This is a genomic window from Streptomyces sp. NPDC052109, assembly GCF_040680195.1.
In the GTDB taxonomy this organism is placed as follows: domain Bacteria; phylum Actinomycetota; class Actinomycetes; order Streptomycetales; family Streptomycetaceae; genus Streptomyces.
In genome coordinates, this window is sequence record NZ_JBFAWF010000022.1 from 86133 (window position 1) to 105383 (window position 19251).

The window sequence follows — 19251 nt, forward strand, 5'->3', positions numbered from 1 at the left end:
GCGGTCACCGAGCACGGCACCCCCCTACCGCGCCCCGCGCCGGTGACGCCGCGGCCCTGAGCCCTCCCCTGGAGCCGTGTGCCGACGTGCCGGTGCGGGTGAGATGTATGACGGTATTGACGATTGAACCCGAAAGGCAAGACCTGGAAGGCTGCCTCACGTTTTTGTTGGTTTGGCCGTTACTCTACTTTGGCCGGTGTTGCTCGGTCTTGTGTGTGTTTTCCGGAAATTCGTTCCCGGAGCAGGACCAGGAGCAGGAGCAGCAGGCTCAGCGCGGTCACCGTGACCACGCCGCCGCGGACCGACCAGCGGTGGACCGCGAGCATGCCTTGGGCCACCAGCATGTTGACGACGACCGAGCCCGCAAGCGCGCAGAGCGCCCGCCCGAACGGATCCAGCCCGCGCAGCGCCGCGGCGAGTGCCACGGCCGGCGCCACGAGCAGGAAGAACAGGGCGAACGGGCCGCGCAGCGAAGAGGCGGAGTCGAGGAGCGCGAGCAGCGCACCGACCAGGGCGACGGCGGTCGCGGCCCCTGCGAGCAGCGGCAATGAAGATGTCTTGATGCGGATGGTCTGCATTGGCGACTTTGCCCCCCGACGCGCCGGATGCCGGGCTTCAATGTGGCGCAGCCAAGCGGGCGCGTCAAGACGGTGGTTGTCGAACCGTCAACAGAATTGGCATGTACGCGCAATAGATGGGCTGTGAATCTTTCGGGTTGTTCCTGTTGAGACCCTAAAAGTCTTGGCATGAACACTTCCCGTCAACACGCGTAGTTGCTACGACAGTTGCGGCAGAGATCCTGCTAAAGGGAGGTTCCATGAGACGTTCCCGACTTACCGGAATCGTTACCTCGCTCCTCCTCGCCGCCGGCCTCGGTCTCACCGGGGCCGCTTCGGCGCAGGCGTCATCGGCGGCCGCGACCGGCGGCTATGTGGCACTCGGCGACTCCTACTCCTCAGGCGTCGGCTCGGGCAGTTACATCAGCTCCAGCGGCTCCTGCGACCGCAGCACCAAGGCGTACCCGTACCTGTGGAACGCCGCCCACAGCCCGTCCTCGTTCGCCTTCAACGCCTGCTCCGGTGCCACGACGGACGACGTGATGGCCAATCAGCTCGGCTCGCTGAGCTCCTCCACCTCGCTGGTGTCCCTCACCATCGGCGGCAACGACGCCGGGTTCTCCGACGTCATGACGACCTGTGTGATCCAGTCCGACAGCGCCTGCCTCTCCAAGATCGCCACGGCGGAGGCGTACGTCGACTCCACGCTCCCCGGCAAGCTGGACACCGTCTACAACGCGATCAGCGCCAAGGCCCCCAACGCACGGGTGGTCGTCCTCAGCTATCCCCGCTTCTACCTGCTCGGCCAGACCTGCCTCGGCCTCTCCGACACCAAGCGGTCCGCGATCAACGGCGCGGCCGACTACATCGACGCCGCCATCCAGAAGCGCGCCCAGGCCCACGGCTTCGTCTTCGGCGACATCCGTTCCGCGTTCTCCAGCCATGAGATCTGCTCCGGCGACTCCTGGCTGCACAGCGTCAACTGGCTCGACATCGGCGAGTCGTACCACCCCACCGCCGCCGGACAGTCGGGCGGCTACCTGCCGGTGTTCACGAACAACGCGTGACCCGAACGGGCTCGCCCCTCACGGTGAACTCCGAGGCGAGCCCGACGGTGAAGCGGAGACCCCGTCCGACGGGGTCTCCGTCGCCGTCGCCGTCGCCGTACAGCTCACCGTGAACGGGACGGCGTCCGACGCGGCCTGCACGGGAGCACGCACCTTCACACCGATCCGATCCTCGGTCGTCCCGCCGCCGGAGTACACCGCCAGGGTCACCCGCACCTGCCGGGTCCTGCCGCCCCCGTCCGGGAAGGACAGCGTACGCCAGCCGGGATCCGACACCGACCCGCGCGTCGTCACCCACCGGTACTCCACCTGCGCGGGCAGCCGCCCCACCGTGAACGTCGCCGTGAAGACGGGCGTCTGCGCGGCCGGCGGCGGACAGCTCCCGGAGTACGTCGTGTGCGCGCCGGTCAGCGTGACGTGCACGGACTGCGCCGGCTGCGCGCTCGACGGCGCGCTGCGGCTCGCCGTCGGCGGCGACGTCGTGTCCGAGTCGGCGCTGCTGTGCGCGCTCGGCGTCCGCGGACCGCCGCTCGTCCGGTCGCCGCCCGCCTCCCCGCGGCCCCCGCCGTGGTCGCGGCCCAGCAGCTCGTACGTCAGTCCGGCCAGCGCGAGCACGAGCGCGAGCAGTCCCGCCACCAGCACCGCACCCGCCCGCCGGGAGCGCTCCGGCGCCTCGGACGTCGTGGTGCCGGACACGGGCGGGGGCGGGGTGGGGGACGGCTCGGAGAACGGCTCCGGGAACGGCCGCCGTACGGCGCCGTACGGCGGCACCGGCAGCGCGGCCGTCCGCGGAGTCCCTCCCCCGGAGGGGGCACCCCCGGCCGCGACGACCCGCAGTTCCCGTTCCGCCCGCTCGGCGTCCAGCCGCTCGGCGGGGTCCTTGCGCAGCAGCCCCTCGATGACCGGGGCCAGCGGCCCGGCCCGGCGTGGCGGCGGCAACTCCTCGTCCACCACGGCCCGCAAGGTGCTGATCGGGGTGTCGTACCGGAACGGCGACACGCCCTCCACGGCCGCGTACAGCAGCACGCCCAGCGACCACAGATCCGACTCCGGCCCGGGCGTCCGCCCCAACGCCCGCTCCGGGGCCAGGAACTCGGGCGAGCCGATCACCTCGCCGGTCATCGTCAGCGCGGAGCTGCCCTCGACCGAGGCGATCCCGAAGTCGGTCAGCACCACCCGGCCGTCGTCGGCCAGCAGTACGTTGGCCGGCTTCACGTCCCGGTGCAGCACCCCGGCGGCGTGCGCGGAGCGCAGCGCGGACAGCACCTCGGCACCGATGTGCGCGGCCCGCTGCGGCGAGAGCGGGCCTTCCGCCTCCAACTGGTCGGCGAGCGACAGCCCGCGCACCAGCTCCATCACGATCCACGGGCGGCCGTCCTCCACGGTCACGTCGTACACCGTGACCACGTTGCGGTCCGACACCCGCGCCGCCGCCCAGGCCTCGCGCTCCAGGCGCGCGTACATCCGCTCCACGTCGGAGGCCGGCAGCCCCGCCGGGGCCCGCACCTCCTTGACGGCCACCTCGCGGTGCAGCACCTCGTCCCGGGCACGCCACACGGTGCCCATGCCGCCCTCGCCCAGCGTGGACAGCAGACGGTAGCGGCCCGCGATCACACGTTCGCGGCCCGGCTCTTCGGTCACGGGCGCCCCCAGGCAAGTCGCGTGATGTCTCCCCAACGTAGCTCAGCCAAGCGCGGATGCGGCCCCCTTGAGCACCAGTCCGGCGCCCAGGGCCGTGACGACCAGCGCGGAGGCGAGCGGCACGGACCGGCGCACCAGCGCGGCCACCGGGTGGGCGGTCCAGCGCGGACGCCGCTCCAGCAGGCGGGTCATCCCCGAGCCCAGCCGGACCACGGCGAACCCGGCCGCCGTGAGCGTCAGGGCGAGCCCGGCGCCGTAGGCCACGACCAGCAGCAGCCCGAACCAGGCCTTGCCGAGCGCGGCCGCACCGACCAGCACGACCACGGCGGACGGACTGGGCACGAGCCCACCGGCGAAACCGAGCAGGATCGTGCCGCGGAGGGTGGGGGCGGCGGGGTGCGTATGGGTGCGGCCCCCATGGGAGTGACGTGGGTGAGCGCGTGCGGCTTCCGGTCGGGCGGGACGGTGGTCGTCAGGGTGCGAGTGGTGGTGCGCAGGACCGTGCACGGCGCTGGGGTGTCCGTCGGTTTCGGACCCTCCGCGGCCCGGCGGGTGTTCGTGGCCGTGGGCGTCAGCGGCGACCAGGACCAGGGCGTGCTCCGGGGGCTCGTTGTGGGTGTGGGCGTGTCCCTGGGCGTGGGAGTGTCCGTGGGTGTGGGCGTGTCCGTGTCCGTGGGAGTGTCCGTGGTCATGGTCGTGTCCGTGCGCGCGGCGGCCGCGCCAGGCCCGGCGTACCAGGCCGGCGCCCGCCGCCAGGACCAGCGCGCCGCCGGCGATGCCCAGCCAGGCGATCACCGCGGGCGTGGCGGCGGAACCGGCCGTGACGAGCAGGCCCAGGGCGACCACGCCGAGGGTGTGGGTCACGGTGACCGAGGCGGCCAGCGGCAACACGTCCCGGAGCCGGGCCCGGCCCCCGCGCGCCGCCGCCGCCGCGGCCATCAGCGTCTTGCCGTGGCCCGGAGCCAGCGCGTGCAGCGCGCCGAGGACGACCGCGACGAGCAGCGCGAGCGCGGCGAAGCCGACGGTGAGGTCGTGACGGGCCACGAGGTCGTCCAGCGCGCGCGTCCAGCGGTCGGCGCCCCGCGGCAGGACGGCGGCGCCCGGCTCCGCCTGCCGCTCCCCGGCGAGGGCGGCACCGCCGGGACGCAGACGCAGTGCGGCGGCGGTGGTGTCGGCCGGGGAGGACAGCAAGTCCTTCGGGTACGTGGTGAGTTCGTGCGAGACCGATGCCTTCGGCACGTCCGTCGCGGTGAGCGTCACGCGGTCGCCGCGTGCGGTGATCTCCCGCCATCCCGGCCCGCTCGCCGCCCCCGCGCTGTGGAAGACGACGGTCACGGTGGCGCCGCGCGGGAGCCTCGCGGTCAGCCGGCACTCCACCCGCAGGGTGTGCAGCCCGGCCTGACCGGGACGCAGCCGCGCCGTGCCGCCCACGGAGGTCAGCGGGGCCGTACGGCCGTCGACCGTCAGCCCGCTGTCCTCGGCGGCGCGTGCACACCGCTGCCGGGCCCACCCGGTCGTGCCCAGCCGCTTCAGGTCGGGTCCGGCCTGGGTCGCCGGGATCTCGGCGAGGTCCTCGACATGGTCGACGCGGAGCTGCCCCGGCGCGGCGACCAGGCCGTCGTACCGGTTCACGGTGAAGTTCCCCAGCGGGTGGGCGGTCGCCGCGCCGGCGGGAAGGAGAGCCAGGGCGCCCGTGACCAGCAGGAGGAACGCGAGACGAGGCCTCACCGCGCGGCCCCCAGTGCCTTGCGGGCCTCGGCCGCGCCGAGCGGGGAGAAGCCGGGGTTCAGGCGCAGGGCCGCGGCGAGCGAGGCGCGGCCGGCCGTGCGGTGGCCCGTGGCCAGCTCGATCATGCCGCGGTGGTAGAGGAAGGCTGCGTTGCGGTACCCGGTGGCGGTGGCCCGGCCGGCGTACGGCAGGGCCTCGGCGTCACGGCCGCTGACGTGCAGCGCCCAGGCCAGCGCGTCAGCGGTGTGCACGGTGTGCCTGCGGGCCCATTCGGCGCGGGCCGCGCGCAGGGCGGCCGCCCTGTCGCCGTGGTCGGCGGCGGCCAGCGCGGTGTCGAGGTCGGCGTTGACGCCGTTGGCCCGGGCCAGTGCGATCCAGGCGTCGACGAGGGCGTACTGCCGGTGTGCCCTGCCCGGGTCGCCGGCGGCGCCCCGCGCCTCGTACAGCTCGCCCAGTTCGACGAGCGGGCCGGGCAGCGGATAGCGCGACACCACCGTCTCCATCCCCTTGATCGCCGCCGCGCGGTCGCCGCTCGCCGCCTGGGCCCGCGCGCGGCCCTCCAGCGCCGGAAGATAGGTGTCGTCGGCGGCGAGGGCGCGGGCGTAGTAGCCGAGCGCCGTCTTGTAGTCGCCCTGGTTCCAGGAGAGTTGGCCGAGTTGGGCCGCCACGTACGCGATGTCGCCCGGTGAAGTGGCGCCCGACAGCGCCTGCTCGAGCACCTGGCGTGCCGTCGTCACGTCGCCGCGCAGTTCGCGCACGTACGCGTACCGCGTGAAGACCGGCACACCGGGCTTGCGGGCGTCTGCGGTCTCGGCGGCCTTCGATGCCTCGGCGTACCGGCCGAGTTCGACCAGGGCGTCGATACGGGAGGACAGCGCACGTTCGCTGTAGGGGTTCTGCCGCAGCGCCGCTTCCGCGTAGGTCAGGGCGTCCTTGAAGTCGTGCCGGGCGGCGGCCAGGGCGGCGCGGCCGGCCAGCGCCTGGTCGTTGTCCGGGGCCAGCGCGAGTGACCGCGACAGCGCCTGCTCCGCCTGGGGGTAGCGGGAGGGATCGCCCTTGGTCCGCGCCTGCTCGACATAGGCCAGGCCCAGGGTGGCCCAGCTGGCGGAGTCCCTGGGCTGGGTGCGCAGGTGCGCCTGGAGCGCGGAGATGCTCGCGTCCAGATCGCCGCCGCCCAGCACCCCGGGATCGACGGCGGTGGAGGCGGCCGGCACGGTGGCGGGCGCCCGGCCGGCCCCGAGGGCGATCGCCCCACCGGTCAGCACCACGGCCAACAGGGCGGCACAACCGGCGAGTTGTACCCCCCGCCACCGCCGTCCCGCAGCGGCGAACCGCCGCAGGGCGGCCACGCGCTGGTCGGGACCGACGGCCGGCGGCGCTTCGGAACCGGGGTCCGCGGGCTCACCGGCGGGCTCGTCGGGTCCGGCGTTCACCGCCGGCCCGGCGCTCGACTTCCGCGCGGCGCTGTCCGGCCGTCCCGTGCCGTCCTTCCGCCCGTCCATGTCGTCGTCCTGTCTGCGCGGGGCCATGCCGTCTCCTGCGTCCGTCGGTCGTGTGGAAGGCGCGGCCCGCCGTGGGGGAGGGGGAAACGGGCCGCGCCGGACTGGGGTGGGTGGCGGTCAGTACGGGCGCCGGATGCGGCGGCGCCACCACGCGACCGCCGTGCCGAGCAGCAGGATCCCGGCAGCGCCCGAGGCCGCCGAAGCGGCGATCAGGACCGTGTTGCCGGACCCGCCCGAGGAGGACCCGGCCGGCTGGAGCGCGTCGCCCAGCTGGCTGCGCACGTCCGCGCCGGCGGTCGTGCCCTTGGCGAGCCGGCCACGGGAACCGGCGGTGGGCTCGGCGACGTACGGGAAGTACCTCTCGAAGCCCTTGTCGTTCTTGTCCACCGCGTCGCCCAGGTCGTTCTTCGAACCGACGAGTTCGCCCTCGACGACCTGCAACGCCTCGTCGATCACGTCGTCGGTGAGGCGACGCCCGTTCGGGAAGCCCGCGTTGTCGCCGTCCAGGACGCCCAGCCGCTTGGGGTGCGCGGCCGGCTTGATGGACGTGTTCAGGCGCAGCTCCTCCGAAGGGCGCACGTTCGGCGGCTGGTTGAGGCCCTTCACGCCCTTCAGGAAGACGTCGACCAGGTCGTTGCGCGGTTGGCTCGGCGCCTTGATCTTGTAGATCGACTCGATGAGCCTCGGCAGTTCGGGGTTGGTGACGTTCTTCAGGAACTGGGCGTCGTACGCGGGCTGCGACGCGTTGAACTTGTCCTTGTCCTTCTGCGGGTTGACGACCTCGTTGACCAGAGGGTTGCCCAGGCGGGAGACCTGTGTGTAGTAGCCCTGGGCGTTGCGGCGCTGGGTGGTGGACCAGATCCCGACGACCGGCTGCGCGGCAGACTCCCGGATCAGGTCGTTCGGCACCTGCAGGGCGATGGTGTTGACGTTGTAGCCCTTCAGCGTGTCGCGGCCGACCTCGCTGAGGTTCCCGCCGTACAGCAGGTCGAAGACGCGCAGGTCGGCGAAGAACGGGTCGTCCGCCTGCCCGGCGAAGGTCGCGGCGCCGCCCGCGGTCTTGTACACGGCTTGCGCGCGCAGTCTGCCGTAGTCCGGCATGGACGCCCTGCCGACGTCGGAGGGCGCCACCGGCACGTCGTCCGCGAGCTTGGTGTCCGACATCACGTGCTGGTTCTTCAGATGGATCAGATCGATGTCGTACGTCTGCGTGACGTTGAGGTCGGGGTCGTCCAGGCTGGTGACGGGACCGGTGTTGTAGAGGAACGTGTTCCCGTTCTTCGTGTGCGTCCTGAACGTGTAGCGGAACACCAACTCGCCCTGGGCGTCACCGTTGTTGTCGACGTGGATGTCGTACTGGGCGTCGTCGGCGAACGTGTAGAAGTTCGGTCCGCCCGCCGGCTCCTCGAACGGGATCCAGTCGGCCACGATCGTCGTCGTGTCGGGCTTGTCCGGGCTGACGAACGCGTACAGGTCGGTGTTGTCGTACTGCGGGGTCCCCGAGATCAGCGGGGCCTCCCGGTGGGAGGAGGCGGAGGCCGCCCCCGGCGCCAGCGCGGCCACGCCGGCGGCGGTGAGCCCCCCGGCCGCCAGCGCACCGCAGAGGAGCGAGACCAGGCCCGTGCGTCCCGTGCCGCTCCTGGAGAAGAGAGGTGTCATGCCGTCCGTCCTCGGTGCCGACTTGCCTTTGACGGACGGGTATACGGAGCCGGCGGGCCGAGCGGATTGGTCGGCCGCGGAAAAACTTTTGGGCACTTCCCGACCCGCGTTTTCGCCCCGCTGATGCGTATCACCCGCGGGAGGTGTGCGTTCGTGCGGATGCGTGGAGTGCGCGGAAGAGCCGGCTGCGGCCACGGAGAGGGGGCCCGCGTGCAGGCGGACGAGCTGCTGGTGCTGGTCGCGGGCGGCGACCAGCGGGCGTTCGAGGAACTGTACGCGCTGGTGTCGGGGCCGGTGTTCGGGCTCGTCCGACGGGTGGTGCGCGACCCCGCCCAGTCCGAGGAGGTCGCCCAGGAGGTGCTGCTGGAGACCTGGCGCTCGGCCACCCGGTACGACCCCGGCCGGGGCAGCGCGCTGTCCTGGATCCTCACCCTCGCCCACCGCCGCGCCGTGGACCGGGTGCGCAGCGCCCGCGCGGCCGGCGAACGCGAGCAGCGCGAGGCCCTGCGGGCCGGGGAGCCCGCCTTCGACCAGGTCGCCGAGGAGGTCGAGGCCGGCATGGAGCGCGAGTGGGTGCGCCGCTGTCTGCGTCGGCTCACCGACCTGCAACGCCAGTCCGTGACCCTCGCCTACTACGACGGCTACACCTACCGTGAGGTGGCCGAGCGGCTCTCGCTGCCGCTCGGCACGGTCAAGACGCGGATGCGCGACGGACTCACCCGGCTCCGCGAGTGCCTGGGAGGGAACGCATGACCATCCTGGGCAAGCTGCTGCGCCGCGAGGACCTGCACTCCCTCGCCGCGCCCTACGCGCTCGACGCCCTGGAGCCGGGTGAGCGGCGCCGGTTCGGGAAACACCTGCGCGCCTGCGACCGGTGCGCGGCCGAAGTACGGGAGCTGGCCGAGGACGCGGTGCGCCTGGCCTGGTCCGCGGCGGCGCCCGCGCCGGCCGGCCTGCGCGAGCGCGTGCTCACCGCGGTGCGCAGCACTCCGCAGGACCAGGCCCGGGCACCGGAGCGCACGCCGCAGCTGCCGCCGCACGTCTGGGGCACCCGGCCCCCGCCGGGCCGCACCCGTACACCCCGCACGCGCCCCTTGTTCGTGCCGTTCGCCACGGCCACCGCGGCGGCGGCCCTCGTCGTCGCCTCCCTCTTCGCCGTCCAGGCGCACCGCACCCAGGGCCGGCTCGACGCGGAGCAGGCCAGGGGACGTGAGATCGCCCACGTTCTGGCCGCGTCCGACGCCCGCGCCACGAGCAGCAAGGACGCTCGGGGCCGCGGCATCGCGGTGGTCGCCTCCGCCTCGGCGGGAGAGGCCGTCGTCACCCTGAGCGGATACGGCGCCCCGCCCGGCGGCCGCGTCCGCCAGCTCTGGCTCATGCGCCCCCGCGCGCAACCGCGCTCTCTGGGGCTCTTCGCGGGCGACACGCCCTTGGTCGCGACAGGTCTCGGCCCGTCCTCGACGTCACTCGCCGTAACCGTCGAGCCTGACGGTGGCTCAGCGCAGCCCACCGGCCAGCCCATTGTCCAACTCACCCTGAAACCGGTCGGATTCGGAGAGTAGTCGACGTCGCATGGTCAACCGCCTTGCAGGGAAGGTGAATCCTGTGGCCGCGATACACGCGTGCCCCGGTGGGGCGATAGGGTTACCCTGCCCGGGCCGGGTGGACTCGTACGGGTGGGGAGTGACATGGAGCAGATAACAGTGCGCAGCAGGGCCAGGGTCCCTGCGATCACCTGCGGGAGCAGCGCGACCAGTTCGCGGCTGGACCGCCATCTGTCGGTGCTGGCGGGCCCCGCCATACCGCAGCGGGAGACGGTCGAGGCCACCTCGCTCATGCGTGAGCTGACGGCGCGTGACACCGCACACGAGCGCAGTGACCAGGGCCGGCGGGTCAGCCGTGTCTCCCTGTTCGCGCCGCTGCGCCGGCTGCGTCGCTCGCTGTTCGGCGGCCACTGAGCGGCCACTGAGCCCGCCTGCGGCACAGGCGGCCCCCTGGAGCCCTCCGGGGTGCCCGTGCTCAGACCGCCGCACCGTCCCGGCGCATCGCTGCGATCTCGTCGTCCGTCATCCCCACGGCACGCAGCAGCGCCTCGGTGTGCTGTCCGAGCGCGGGCACATCACCCATCCGCGCCTCGTCCCCGCCCGGCAGTGTGATGGGAGGCAGCAGCGCCCGTAGCGGCCCGACCGGCGACCCCACCGCACGCCACCGCTCCCGGGCCGCAAGCTGCGGATGCCCGGCCAGTTCGTGCAGATCCCGCAGCCGGGCACAGGCGATGCCCGCCTTCTCCAAGCGGGCCAGCGCCTCCTCGGCGTCCAGCGCGCCGAGCGCCCGCGCCACCAGCTCATCCGTCTTCTCCCGGTTCGCGACGCGTGACGCGTTCGTCGCGTATGCCGGGTCCATGCCCAATTCCGGGCGCTCCATGACCTGGTCGGCCAGCCGCCGCCACTCCCGGTCGTTCTGCACCGACAGCAGCACCCGCCCGCCGTCGGCCGTCGGATAGGCGTCGTACGGCGCGATGACGGCGTGCGCCAGGCCGGTGCGCGCCGGGGGCTCACCCCCGTGCATCGTGTGGTGCAGCGGATGCCCCAGCCACTCGGCGAGCGCCTCCAGCATCGACACCTCCACCGGGCCGCCCCGCCCGGTCGTACCCCGCCGCACGAGTGCCGCCAGCACGCCCGAGAACGCGTACATGGCCGCAGCGATGTCCGCCGCCGGGACCCCCGCCTTCACCGGCTGCTCCGGTGTCCCGGTGACCGACACGAGCCCCGCCTCGCACTGCACGAGCATGTCGTACGCCCGCTTGTCCGCGTACGGCCCCGAGGAGCCGTACCCGGAGATGTCCACGGCGATCAGCCGGGGATGCGCCGCGCACAGCGTGGCCGCGTCGAGGCCGAGCCGGGCCGCCGCCCCGTGGGCGAGGTTCTGCACGAAGACGTCCGCGTCCGCGATCAGCCGCCGCACGGCCGCACGGCCGCGCGGGTCCTTCAGGTCCAGCGCCAGGGACTCCTTGCCGCGGTTGCACCACACGAAGTGCGAGGCGAGGCCGCGGGCCGCCGTGTCGTAGCCGCGCGCGAAGTCGCCGCCGTCGACCCGCTCCACCTTGATGACCCGGGCGCCCAGGTCGGCGAGCTGCCGGGTCGCGAAGGGCGCGGACACGGCCTGTTCGACGGCGACGACGGTGATGCCCTCCAGGGGCAGGGGCTGCTGATCCGTGCGCTGTTCCATGACCGGATCATGGCCCGTGACCGGCGGGTTTGTCAGTACCCGGTCACCACCGGGGCCCGGCTGGACCCGTCACCGCCCGTGCGCGTACCGGCGCACGGCGAGCGGCAGGAACACCGCGGTCAGGGCCAGGCTCCAGGCGAGCGCCCCGGCGACCGGGTGCGCCACCGGCCAGGCGGAGTCCGGCGGAACCGGCGCGTTGCCGAAGAGGTCCCGCAGGGCGGTCGTCACCGCGCTGATCGGGTTCCACTCGGCGAGGGCGCGCAGCCAGCCCGGCAGGTGGTCCGTCGGGATGTAGGCGTTGGACAGCAGCGGCAGCACGAAGGAGGAGGCGCCGAGTTGCCCGGCCGCGTCCTCGCTGCGGGTGAGCAGCCCGAGGAAGATGCCGGCGCAGGTGCAGGCGAACCGGAAGAGCAGCAGCAGCCCCACCGCACCGGCCGCGTCCAGCGCGGACCCCTCGATCCGCCAGCCCACCGCGAGCCCGGCCAGCAGCAGGGGCACGGTCCCCCCGGTCGTGACGACGAGGTCCGCGACCGCCTGCCCGAGGGGTACGGCGGCCCGGCTCACCGGCAGGGTGCGGAAGCGGTCCATCACGCCCCGGTGGGTGTCCGCGGCGGCCTGGAACATGCCGGTCATCAGCCCGCCGGCAGCGGTCGCGACGAGCAGCCCGGGCACCAGGAAGGACCGGTACTCGCGGCCGGGCATGGCCAGCGCGCTGCCGAACACATAGCCGAAGAACAGCAGCATGTTGACCGGCATCATCTGGGTGAGGATCGCCAGGCCCGGGTTGTTGCGGACCCGGCGCAGCTGCCGTCCGGTCATCGCCAGGCCGTCGTACGCCGACGTCAACATGGTCATGCCGCGAGCTCCTCGCTGTCGGTGGGCCCCGGTCCGGACTCCCCGGTGAGCCGCAGGAAGACGTCGTCGAGCGTGGGCGGACGCAGGCTCGCGTCCAGCAACGGCACCCCCGCCGCGTCGAGTTCGCGCACCAGGCGCGGCAGGGTCAGGGTGGGGTCGGTGGTCATGGCGCCGACGGCGTTGCGTTCGTGGTCGAACTCCGGCTGCCGTCCGGTGAGCCGGTCGAGGACGGCCGCCGCCCGCGGCAGCGCCTCCCGGTCGGCGACCACGGCCTGAGCGTACGACCCGATGAGCGCCTTGAGTGCGGCGGGCGAGCCGGACTGCGCGACGCGGCCCCGGTCCACCAGCGCGATGTCGTCCGCGAGTTGGTCGGCCTCCTCCAGATACTGCGTGGTCAGCAGGACGGTCGTGCCGTCCGCCCGCAGATCGCGCACCGCCTGCCAGATGCGGGCGCGGCTGGCCGGGTCGAGTCCGGTGGTCGGCTCGTCCAGGAAGAGCACGGCGGGGCGGCGGATGAGGCTCGCGGCCAGGTCGAGCCGGCGCCGCAGGCCGCCCGAGTAGGTCGAGACCCTGCGGCCGGCGGCCTCGGTCAGGCCGAAGCGCTCCAGCAGGCCGTCGGCCCGGGCGGCCGGACCGCGCACCCTGTGCAGCCGGGCGAACAGTCGTAGGTTCTCGCGTCCGGTGAGGTCGCCGTCGACCGAGGCGTACTGCCCGGTCACGGCGATGCGGCCCCGCACGGCGGCGGCCTCCCGCACCAGGTCGCACCCGGCGACCCGCGCCGAACCGGCGTCCGGCCGCAGCAACGTGGTGAACAGCCGGACGGCCGTCGTCTTGCCGGCACCGTTGGGTCCGAGCAGCCCGCAGACCGTGCCCTCGGCCACGGCCAGATCCAGCCCGCGCAGGGCGTGCACTGCGCCGAAGCGCTTCTCCAGACCTTCACTAAGTACGGCGTACGTAGTAGTCATGGGCCGACCATAGCGCATTACGTACGCCGTACGTAACTACGATGGTGGCCGAGGTGATGACCGATGGCAGTCCGAGGGGCCGTTCCCGAGGTGATCTGGGCGCGCCCCGAGCGCACCGGCCGGGGTCCGAAGCCGGCGTACACCCGCGACGACATCGCGGCCGCTGCCGTCCGGATCGCCGACGAGCGGGGGCTCGACGCGGTGTCGATGCGGCACGTCGCGGCCGAGCTGGGCTGCGGCACGATGTCGCTGTACAACTACGTCCCCCGCAAGGAGGACCTGTACGAGCTGATGGTGGACGCGGTCGGCGCGGAACACGTCCCGTGGGAGCCGAGCGGCGACTGGCGGGCCGACATGCTCCGGGTGGCCCGTCAGACGCGGTCCCTGATGCACCGGCATCCGTGGGTGCCGCGGCTGATGTCCCCGGTGTACGGCTTCAGCCCGCATGCTCTGCGCTATCTGGAGCACTGCCTGGCCTGTCTGGATCCGCTGGAGGCGTCGTACGGCACCAAGCTGGAGCTCATCGCGATGGTGAACGGCGTGGTGACGACGTACGTCCGCAACGAGCTCGACACGGCGGAGCGGGTACGGGCACTGCCGTGGTCGGAGGACGAGGAGAACGCGGTGCGGATCGCCTATCTCGGCAGGCAGGTCGCATCCGGTGCGTATCCGAGGATGGCCGCGGCGTTCGCGGAGGATGCGGGGCCGATCGATCTGGAGGCGGTGTTCGAGCGGGCGCTGGCGAGGGTTCTGGACGCGTTCGCGCCGCGCTAGCCGGCGGTTCGGCGCACGCGGGTCGCTGTGGCCGGTCCTGCCACGCCACGCAGCCGCATGTCGCACGTGCCCCCGCTCCTTGGGGCTCGGCGGCCCTCGCCGAGATGCCGGCCGGGCTCGGGCGCACGCCCGTGGCCGGGCCACCTCCCGGTCTTCAGCTCGACTTCGTCAAGGACGGACCGGACAGCAGCCTCACCCGGTGGACCGGGGCGCGGCGGGACGGGTCGGACGCCGAGGGGCCGGTCGCCGGCCCTGTCGCCCATCGAGATCGAGCGCCTGACGTCCTTCTGGGACCCTTCGTGGCCCCGCCGCCCCGAGGACGCCGAGGACGTCGCTCGCCCGGAAGCCGCTCTGCGCCGCCGCTAGATCAGCGCGAACTGACCCTCCGGGCCCTCCTCGTGGTGGTCCAGGACCGAGGCGGGGCGGCGGCACGCCTCCGGTGCGGGGAGGATGCCCGCCTCGCGCAGATCCGTTGCCGTGACCGTTGACGTGACCTTCAACTCGGCCCGCCGGGGCCGCAGTTCCGCCAGGAGTGTCAGGACCGTGATCAGCTCGAGCAGTTCCGACGTCCAGGCCGGCGTCCAGGCGGGCGGGCGGATCGCGGCGAGGGTGCCCGGTTCGGGTGCGGTCGTGCGGGCGGTGAACCAGGTCTCCAGGACCCGGACTCCGGCCACCTCGTAGTCCCAGGCCTGCGGCGGCACCGGGGAGATGCGGCCCTCGTCGAGGTCCAGGGTCTCCCCGTCCCGGTCGAAGTGCAGGGTGAGGGGCCGGGCCGGCAGGGGGGCGCGGACGTAGGGGCGGCGGCCGCCCGGCAGCTTGGGGCGTTCGCCGTCGCGGCGCATCAGCCACAGCATGCGGTGGCCCAGCTCGACGCCGGCCGTCCACAGCCCGGGGTCGTCGGTGAGCGGCACGGTGAGGTCGGGGCCGGTGGCCGCCAGGATCCAGGCCAGGATGTCCGCGGGGGACGTCGGGGCGCCGCCCAGGCGGTCGGCCAGGTGGGCCGTCAGGCCCGGCGCGAGGTTCGGCTCCTCGCCGCCGGGGCGGCGGTACAGCGGGCGGACGCGGCCGGTGCGCAGCGTCGGCAGCAGCGAGGTCACCAGGAGGGGGTCGGCCGCGTCTGCCGTCTCCACCGTGAAGACCTGGTACGCGTCCGCCACCCGCCACAACTCCGGCCGAGCGGTGTCGATCAGCCGGTGGTCCGGGATCAGCCACTGCTCGTCGAAGGGCGCCGCCAGCACGCGGACCGGCTCCGCGCACGGGCCCTCGGCACGGGCCAGCCGCTCGGTGCCGGTGGACTGGCCGGGCAGCTGGCCCACGGCACTGGTGAGCGTCCGGGTGCGGCTCGGCTCGAACAGGGCCTCCCGGTCCGGCCCTTCGGCCCTCAGCAGGGCGTCCCAGCGGGCCTTCAGGGAGCCGGGGTCGGGTGCCGTAGGCCAGGCCCGGCCGGGCCTCAGCGGTGCGACGGACCACGGCATGAGGTCCGCCAGCAGCGGAGCGGCGTCGTACGTCACGCAGGGCATGCTACGACAGCGCCCCGAAGGGGCGCGGGGCTGTGATTGACTTGCGGCTCCGCCGCGCGGGCGTGACCAGCCGCGACGGATCCGCGGCCGCCCCACGGCACACGGCGGCGTCCCCCGCCGGGCTCACGCCTCCAACGTGACCGTGAACGAGAACCGGTCCCCCCGATACTGGATCACCGCCACATCCAGCACCCGCCCACCACTGTCGTACGTCACACCCGTGTAGTGCAGGATCGGGCTGAGCAGCGGCACCTGGAGCAGCCGGGCGGTCTCCGGGTCCGCGAGCCGCGCCTCCACGGTGTCCGTGATGCGGCTGATGTCCGCCTTGACGACGTCCCGCAGCACCTTCGTCATCGGCCAGCGGATCAGGTCGTCCAGGTCGACGCGCGCGGCGAGTTCGGGGCGGATGTGGTTGACCGCGTGGTTGGTGGGTTCGCCGGTCTTCTCGTCGCTGCGCAGCCGGTGGTACGCCGCCACCCGGGCGAGGTCCGGGAAGTACTCGGCGAGCCCGGCCGGCACGGGCACGCGGCCGTGGTCCAGCAGTTCCGTCGTCATCCCGGACTGCTGGGCCACGATCGCGTCCACCGAGCCCAGCAGCCGCACCGGCGCCCCGCGCCGCACGTCGGGCTCGATGAACGTGCCGCGCCGCCGGTGACGGCTGATCAGCCCCTCGTCCTCCAGCTCCTTCAGCGCCTGCCGCATGGTCAGCACGCTCACGCCGTAGTGCTCCGCGAGCTGCTCCTCCGTGGGCAGCCGCAGCGGGTCCGCGGGGGAGCGGCCGAGTATCGAGGCGCGCAGCGACTGCGACACCTGGTACCACAGCGGTAGCTTGCGGTTCAGGACGATCGAATCCGGGGCGAAGGAGGTCACGCGATTATCCGTACCTGTCGATGAACACGAGGCGCAACCGAGGCGTCATGCGCGGAAATGGCGCTCGAGGCCCCGCCACACGTCGTCGTAGCGCTGCTGGAGGTGGTCGGCGCCGGCCGCGTGCGGGGTGAGGGTCACCGGCCAGCGGGTCTCGAACATGAACGCCAGCCCGTCGTCGATCTTCTGCGGCTTCAGCTCGGCCGTGCTCGCCCGGTCGAAGGTCTCCTGGTCCGGGCCGTGCGCCGACATCATGTTGTGCAGCGAGCCGCCGCCCGGCACGAAGCCCTCCGCCTTGGCGTCGTAGGCCCCCTCGATCAGGCCCATGTACTCGCTCATCACGTTCCGGTGGAAGTACGGCGGCCGGAAGGTGTCCTCGCCCACCAGCCAGCGGGGAGCGAAGACGACGAAGTCGACGCCGGCCAGGCCCGGAGTGTCGGAGGGAGAGGTCAGGACCGTGAAGATCGACGGATCCGGGTGGTCGTACGAGATGGTGCCGATCACATTGAAACGGCGAAGGTCATAGACGTACGGCACATGGTTGCCGTGCCAGGCGACCACATCGAGCGGAGAGTGGTCGTACATCGCCGTCCAGAGGTTGCCGCAGAACTTGTTCACCACCTCCACCGGGCCCGGCACGTCCTCGTAGGCCGCGACCGGCGCCCGGAAGTCCCGGGTGTTGGCGAGGCCGTTGGCGCCGATCGGGCCGAGGTCGGGCAGCCGGAAGGGCGCGCCGTAGTTCTCGCACACATAGCCCCGGGCCGTCGGGTTCGGCCCGCCGTCCGACGCGGTGTCGAGCAACTCCACGCGGAAGCGCACCCCACGGGGGATCAACGCCACATGGGCGGGCTCCACGGCGAGCCGGCCGAACTCGGTGTGCAGCAGCAGTCCGCCGCGCTCCGGCACGATCAGCAGCTCGCCGTCGGCGTCGGAGAAGGCGCGCTCCATCGAGGCGTTGGCGTGGTACAGGTGCACGGCCATGCCGGTGCGCTGGGCCGCGTCGCCGTTGCCGCCGAGGGTCCACAGACCGGCGAGGAAGTCGGTGCCGGCGGGCGGCTCGGGCAGCGGGTTCCAGCGCAGCCGGTTGGGGTCGGGCACGGTCTCGGTGAAGGGGGCCGTGCGGAGCGCGCCGTTGTCGGTGCGGGTGAACGCCGGGTGCGCGGCCGACGGGCGGATGCGGTAGAGCCAGGAGCGGCGGTTGTGCGCCCGCGGCTCGGTGAAGGCCGTGCCGCTCAGCTGCTCCGCGTACAGCCCGAGCGGAGCCCGCTGCGGCGAGTTGCGGGCCTCGGGCAGGGCGCCCGGCACCGCCTCCGAGGCGTGTTCGTTGCCGAAACCGGTGAGATACGACAGTCCCGCGGCGGTCTTGCGCGCGTCCCCGCTCATGATCGCTCCCTTGCGCTCCTGATTCCTATGTAACACCGTAGGAATAGCGGGGGGCGGGCGCAAGAGGACCCCGGGTAGTCCCCCAGAGGGACTTCCGGGGGCGGCCGGAACCAGACTTGAGGCGGATTCGGCCGGCCGGGGCGTTGTTCTACTCTCCGGGCATGCCGAGGACGTCGTGGACCCGCAGGAGCCTCGCCGCACTCGTGGCGAGCGTCCTGCTGCCGCTCGGCGCCGCGAGCTGCGCGACCGGTCACGCCCGCGGCGGCACGCTCTCGCCCTCGCCGGTCGGCAAGGTCCTGGACGACACCGACGGGACGGGTCGGCACCTGCGCGAGGTCGACAAGAGGGACGCACCGCAGGTCGGCGTCGAGGTGACCCCCGACTCCGGCGGCGGCTGGGACGTCCGGCTGGCGTTCCACCGCTTCCGCTGCTCCGCACCCCATGCCGGGTCCACGGCGGTCCCCGGGCGTGGTCTGGTGTACCTCTTCGTCGACGGCCGGCGCATCACCGGACTGCGCTCCCACGAGTACCACCTGCCCGAGGGCCTCGTGCCGCACGGCACCCACCACGTCACCGCGCGCCTTTACGCCGACGACGGCACCGTGTGGGCCGTCCACGGCAAGCCGGTGCAGAGCACCGCCGACATCACGGTGTCGGGCGCGGAGGCGGCGACGCCCGGGCCCGCGACCGGTACGGCGACCGTCGCCGCCGGAAAATGAGTGCGCCGGCCACACTTCTGCGTACGAGAGGGTGAGGTTCACCGGACCGAAGGGGAGAGGCATCATGAGGCCCGTGCCCCATGCGACATCGCTCCGCCGTGCGCCCGTTCAGCGGCGCAGTGCCGAACGGCTGACCAGGATCCTCGACGCCTGCGCCGAACTCCTCGACGAGGTCGGCTACGACGACCTGAGCACCCGCGCGGTCGCCCTGCGCGCCGGTGTGCCCATCGGCTCCGTCTACCGGTTCTTCGGCAACAAGCGGCAGATGGCCGACGCCCTCGCCCAGCGCAACCTGGAGCGGTACACCGAGCGTGTCACCGAGCGGCTCAGGAAGGCGGGCAAGGGCGACTGGCGGGCCGCGATGGACGCGGTGCTCGACGAGTACCTGGCCATGAAACGCACCGCACCCGGCTTCTCCCTGGTCGACTTCGGCAATCAGATACCGGTCGGCGCCCGCCACACCGAGCCCAACACCCGGGTCGCCGACCGGCTCACCAAGCTGCTCTCCGGCTATCTCGACCGCACCCCCGACGACGACCTGCGCCGCGTCTTCCTGGTCGCCGTGGAGAGCGCCGACACCCTCGTCCAGCTGGCCTTCCGGACCGACCCGGCCGGGGACGAGGCGATCATCGCCGAGACCCGGGAACTGCTGCGGGCGTATCTGGGACGCGTGCTCGACTGACGATCGTCCTCAAGGGCTCCCCGCCATGCATACCGGTCGGTATGCTCATGCCGAGCCGGTCACGCCGTCTCCGTGCTCGCCCGGCATCGCCGCCGACCCTCCGG

18 protein-coding genes are annotated in these 19251 nt (G+C 73.1%); 7 read left to right on the top strand and 11 right to left on the bottom strand.

The window, feature by feature from the left end; all coding sequences use genetic code 11:
- Positions 1-179: 179 nt before the first annotated feature.
- Positions 180-578: a hypothetical protein gene (locus tag AB0L59_RS33205; RefSeq protein WP_365590355.1), complete on the bottom strand. Its 399-nt coding sequence runs from the start codon at positions 576-578 to the stop codon at positions 180-182.
- 239 nt (positions 579-817) lie between these two features.
- Here AB0L59_RS33205 and AB0L59_RS33210 point away from each other — a divergent pair, with 239 nt between their 5' ends.
- Complete coding sequence (locus AB0L59_RS33210) at positions 818-1624, top strand: SGNH/GDSL hydrolase family protein (protein ID WP_365590356.1); 807 nt, start codon at positions 818-820, stop codon at positions 1622-1624.
- An 18-nt stretch (positions 1625-1642) separates the two neighbouring features.
- Here AB0L59_RS33210 and AB0L59_RS33215 read toward each other — a convergent pair whose 3' ends face one another.
- From AB0L59_RS33215 to AB0L59_RS33230, 4 genes are all read right to left on the bottom strand, one after another.
- The gene (locus tag AB0L59_RS33215; protein WP_365590357.1) at positions 1643-3265 is read right to left on the bottom strand and encodes a serine/threonine-protein kinase; all 1623 of its coding nucleotides are present in this window, start codon (positions 3263-3265) and stop codon (positions 1643-1645) included.
- Between the two features lie 42 nt (positions 3266-3307).
- On the bottom strand, positions 3308-4993 hold the full coding sequence (locus AB0L59_RS33220) for a nickel transporter (RefSeq protein WP_365590358.1): 1686 nt from the start codon (positions 4991-4993) through the stop codon (positions 3308-3310).
- A complete protein-coding gene (locus AB0L59_RS33225; RefSeq protein ID WP_365590359.1) occupies positions 4990-6522 on the bottom strand; it encodes a hypothetical protein in 1533 nt (510 codons plus the stop codon). Before AB0L59_RS33225 ends, AB0L59_RS33220 begins: the two co-directional genes overlap by 4 nt.
- 90 nt (positions 6523-6612) lie before the next feature.
- A complete protein-coding gene (locus AB0L59_RS33230; protein ID WP_365590360.1) occupies positions 6613-8154 on the bottom strand; it encodes a DUF4331 domain-containing protein in 1542 nt (513 codons plus the stop codon).
- A 210-nt stretch (positions 8155-8364) separates the two neighbouring features.
- Here AB0L59_RS33230 and AB0L59_RS33235 point away from each other — a divergent pair, with 210 nt between their 5' ends.
- The 3 genes from AB0L59_RS33235 to AB0L59_RS33245 all read left to right on the top strand — a co-directional run bounded on the left by AB0L59_RS33235 (position 8365) and on the right by AB0L59_RS33245 (position 10112).
- Entirely contained in the window at positions 8365-8907 is a 543-nt protein-coding gene (locus AB0L59_RS33235) for a sigma-70 family RNA polymerase sigma factor (RefSeq protein ID WP_365590361.1), read from the top strand.
- Positions 8904-9716, top strand: a complete 813-nt coding sequence (locus AB0L59_RS33240; protein WP_365590362.1) for an anti-sigma factor — start codon at positions 8904-8906, stop codon at positions 9714-9716. The genes AB0L59_RS33235 and AB0L59_RS33240 overlap by 4 nt, the downstream gene beginning before the upstream one ends.
- A 126-nt stretch (positions 9717-9842) precedes the next feature.
- Positions 9843-10112: a hypothetical protein gene (locus AB0L59_RS33245; RefSeq protein ID WP_365590363.1), complete on the top strand. Its 270-nt coding sequence runs from the start codon at positions 9843-9845 to the stop codon at positions 10110-10112.
- A 61-nt stretch (positions 10113-10173) separates the two neighbouring features.
- On the opposite strand, the gene AB0L59_RS33250 is transcribed toward AB0L59_RS33245, so the two are convergent.
- The 3 genes from AB0L59_RS33250 to AB0L59_RS33260 form a co-directional block, all read right to left on the bottom strand.
- Complete coding sequence (locus AB0L59_RS33250) at positions 10174-11382, bottom strand: CaiB/BaiF CoA-transferase family protein (RefSeq protein ID WP_365590364.1); 1209 nt, start codon at positions 11380-11382, stop codon at positions 10174-10176.
- A gap of 69 nt (positions 11383-11451) precedes the next feature.
- Positions 11452-12231 (bottom strand): ABC transporter permease, encoded by a 780-nt coding sequence (locus tag AB0L59_RS33255; protein ID WP_365590421.1) that lies wholly within the window; start codon positions 12229-12231, stop codon positions 11452-11454.
- Positions 12232-12233: 2 nt separating this feature from the next.
- Entirely contained in the window at positions 12234-13202 is a 969-nt protein-coding gene (locus tag AB0L59_RS33260; RefSeq protein WP_365590365.1) for an ATP-binding cassette domain-containing protein, read from the bottom strand.
- Between the two features lie 63 nt (positions 13203-13265).
- Between AB0L59_RS33260 and AB0L59_RS33265 the strand changes: the two genes are divergently transcribed.
- Positions 13266-13976 carry a TetR/AcrR family transcriptional regulator gene (locus tag AB0L59_RS33265; protein WP_365590366.1) on the top strand — a complete coding sequence of 237 codons (711 nt, stop codon included), beginning with the start codon at positions 13266-13268 and terminating at the stop codon, positions 13974-13976.
- A 362-nt stretch (positions 13977-14338) separates the two neighbouring features.
- Here the strand turns inward: AB0L59_RS33265 and AB0L59_RS33270 are convergent, their stop codons facing one another.
- From AB0L59_RS33270 to hmgA, 3 genes are all read right to left on the bottom strand, one after another.
- Complete coding sequence (locus tag AB0L59_RS33270; protein WP_365590367.1) at positions 14339-15496, bottom strand: type ISP restriction/modification enzyme; 1158 nt, start codon at positions 15494-15496, stop codon at positions 14339-14341.
- Positions 15497-15619: 123 nt separating this feature from the next.
- Complete coding sequence (locus tag AB0L59_RS33275) at positions 15620-16366, bottom strand: GntR family transcriptional regulator (protein WP_365590368.1); 747 nt, start codon at positions 16364-16366, stop codon at positions 15620-15622.
- 45 nt (positions 16367-16411) lie between these two features.
- Positions 16412-17746 (bottom strand): homogentisate 1,2-dioxygenase, encoded by a 1335-nt coding sequence (hmgA, locus tag AB0L59_RS33280; RefSeq protein ID WP_365590369.1) that lies wholly within the window; start codon positions 17744-17746, stop codon positions 16412-16414.
- 161 nt (positions 17747-17907) lie between these two features.
- Here hmgA and AB0L59_RS33285 point away from each other — a divergent pair, with 161 nt between their 5' ends.
- The gene (locus AB0L59_RS33285) at positions 17908-18465 is read left to right on the top strand and encodes a hypothetical protein (RefSeq protein WP_365590370.1); all 558 of its coding nucleotides are present in this window, start codon (positions 17908-17910) and stop codon (positions 18463-18465) included.
- 64 nt (positions 18466-18529) lie between these two features.
- Positions 18530-19147 (top strand): TetR/AcrR family transcriptional regulator, encoded by a 618-nt coding sequence (locus AB0L59_RS33290; RefSeq protein WP_365590371.1) that lies wholly within the window; start codon positions 18530-18532, stop codon positions 19145-19147.
- Positions 19148-19251: the final 104 nt, after the last annotated feature.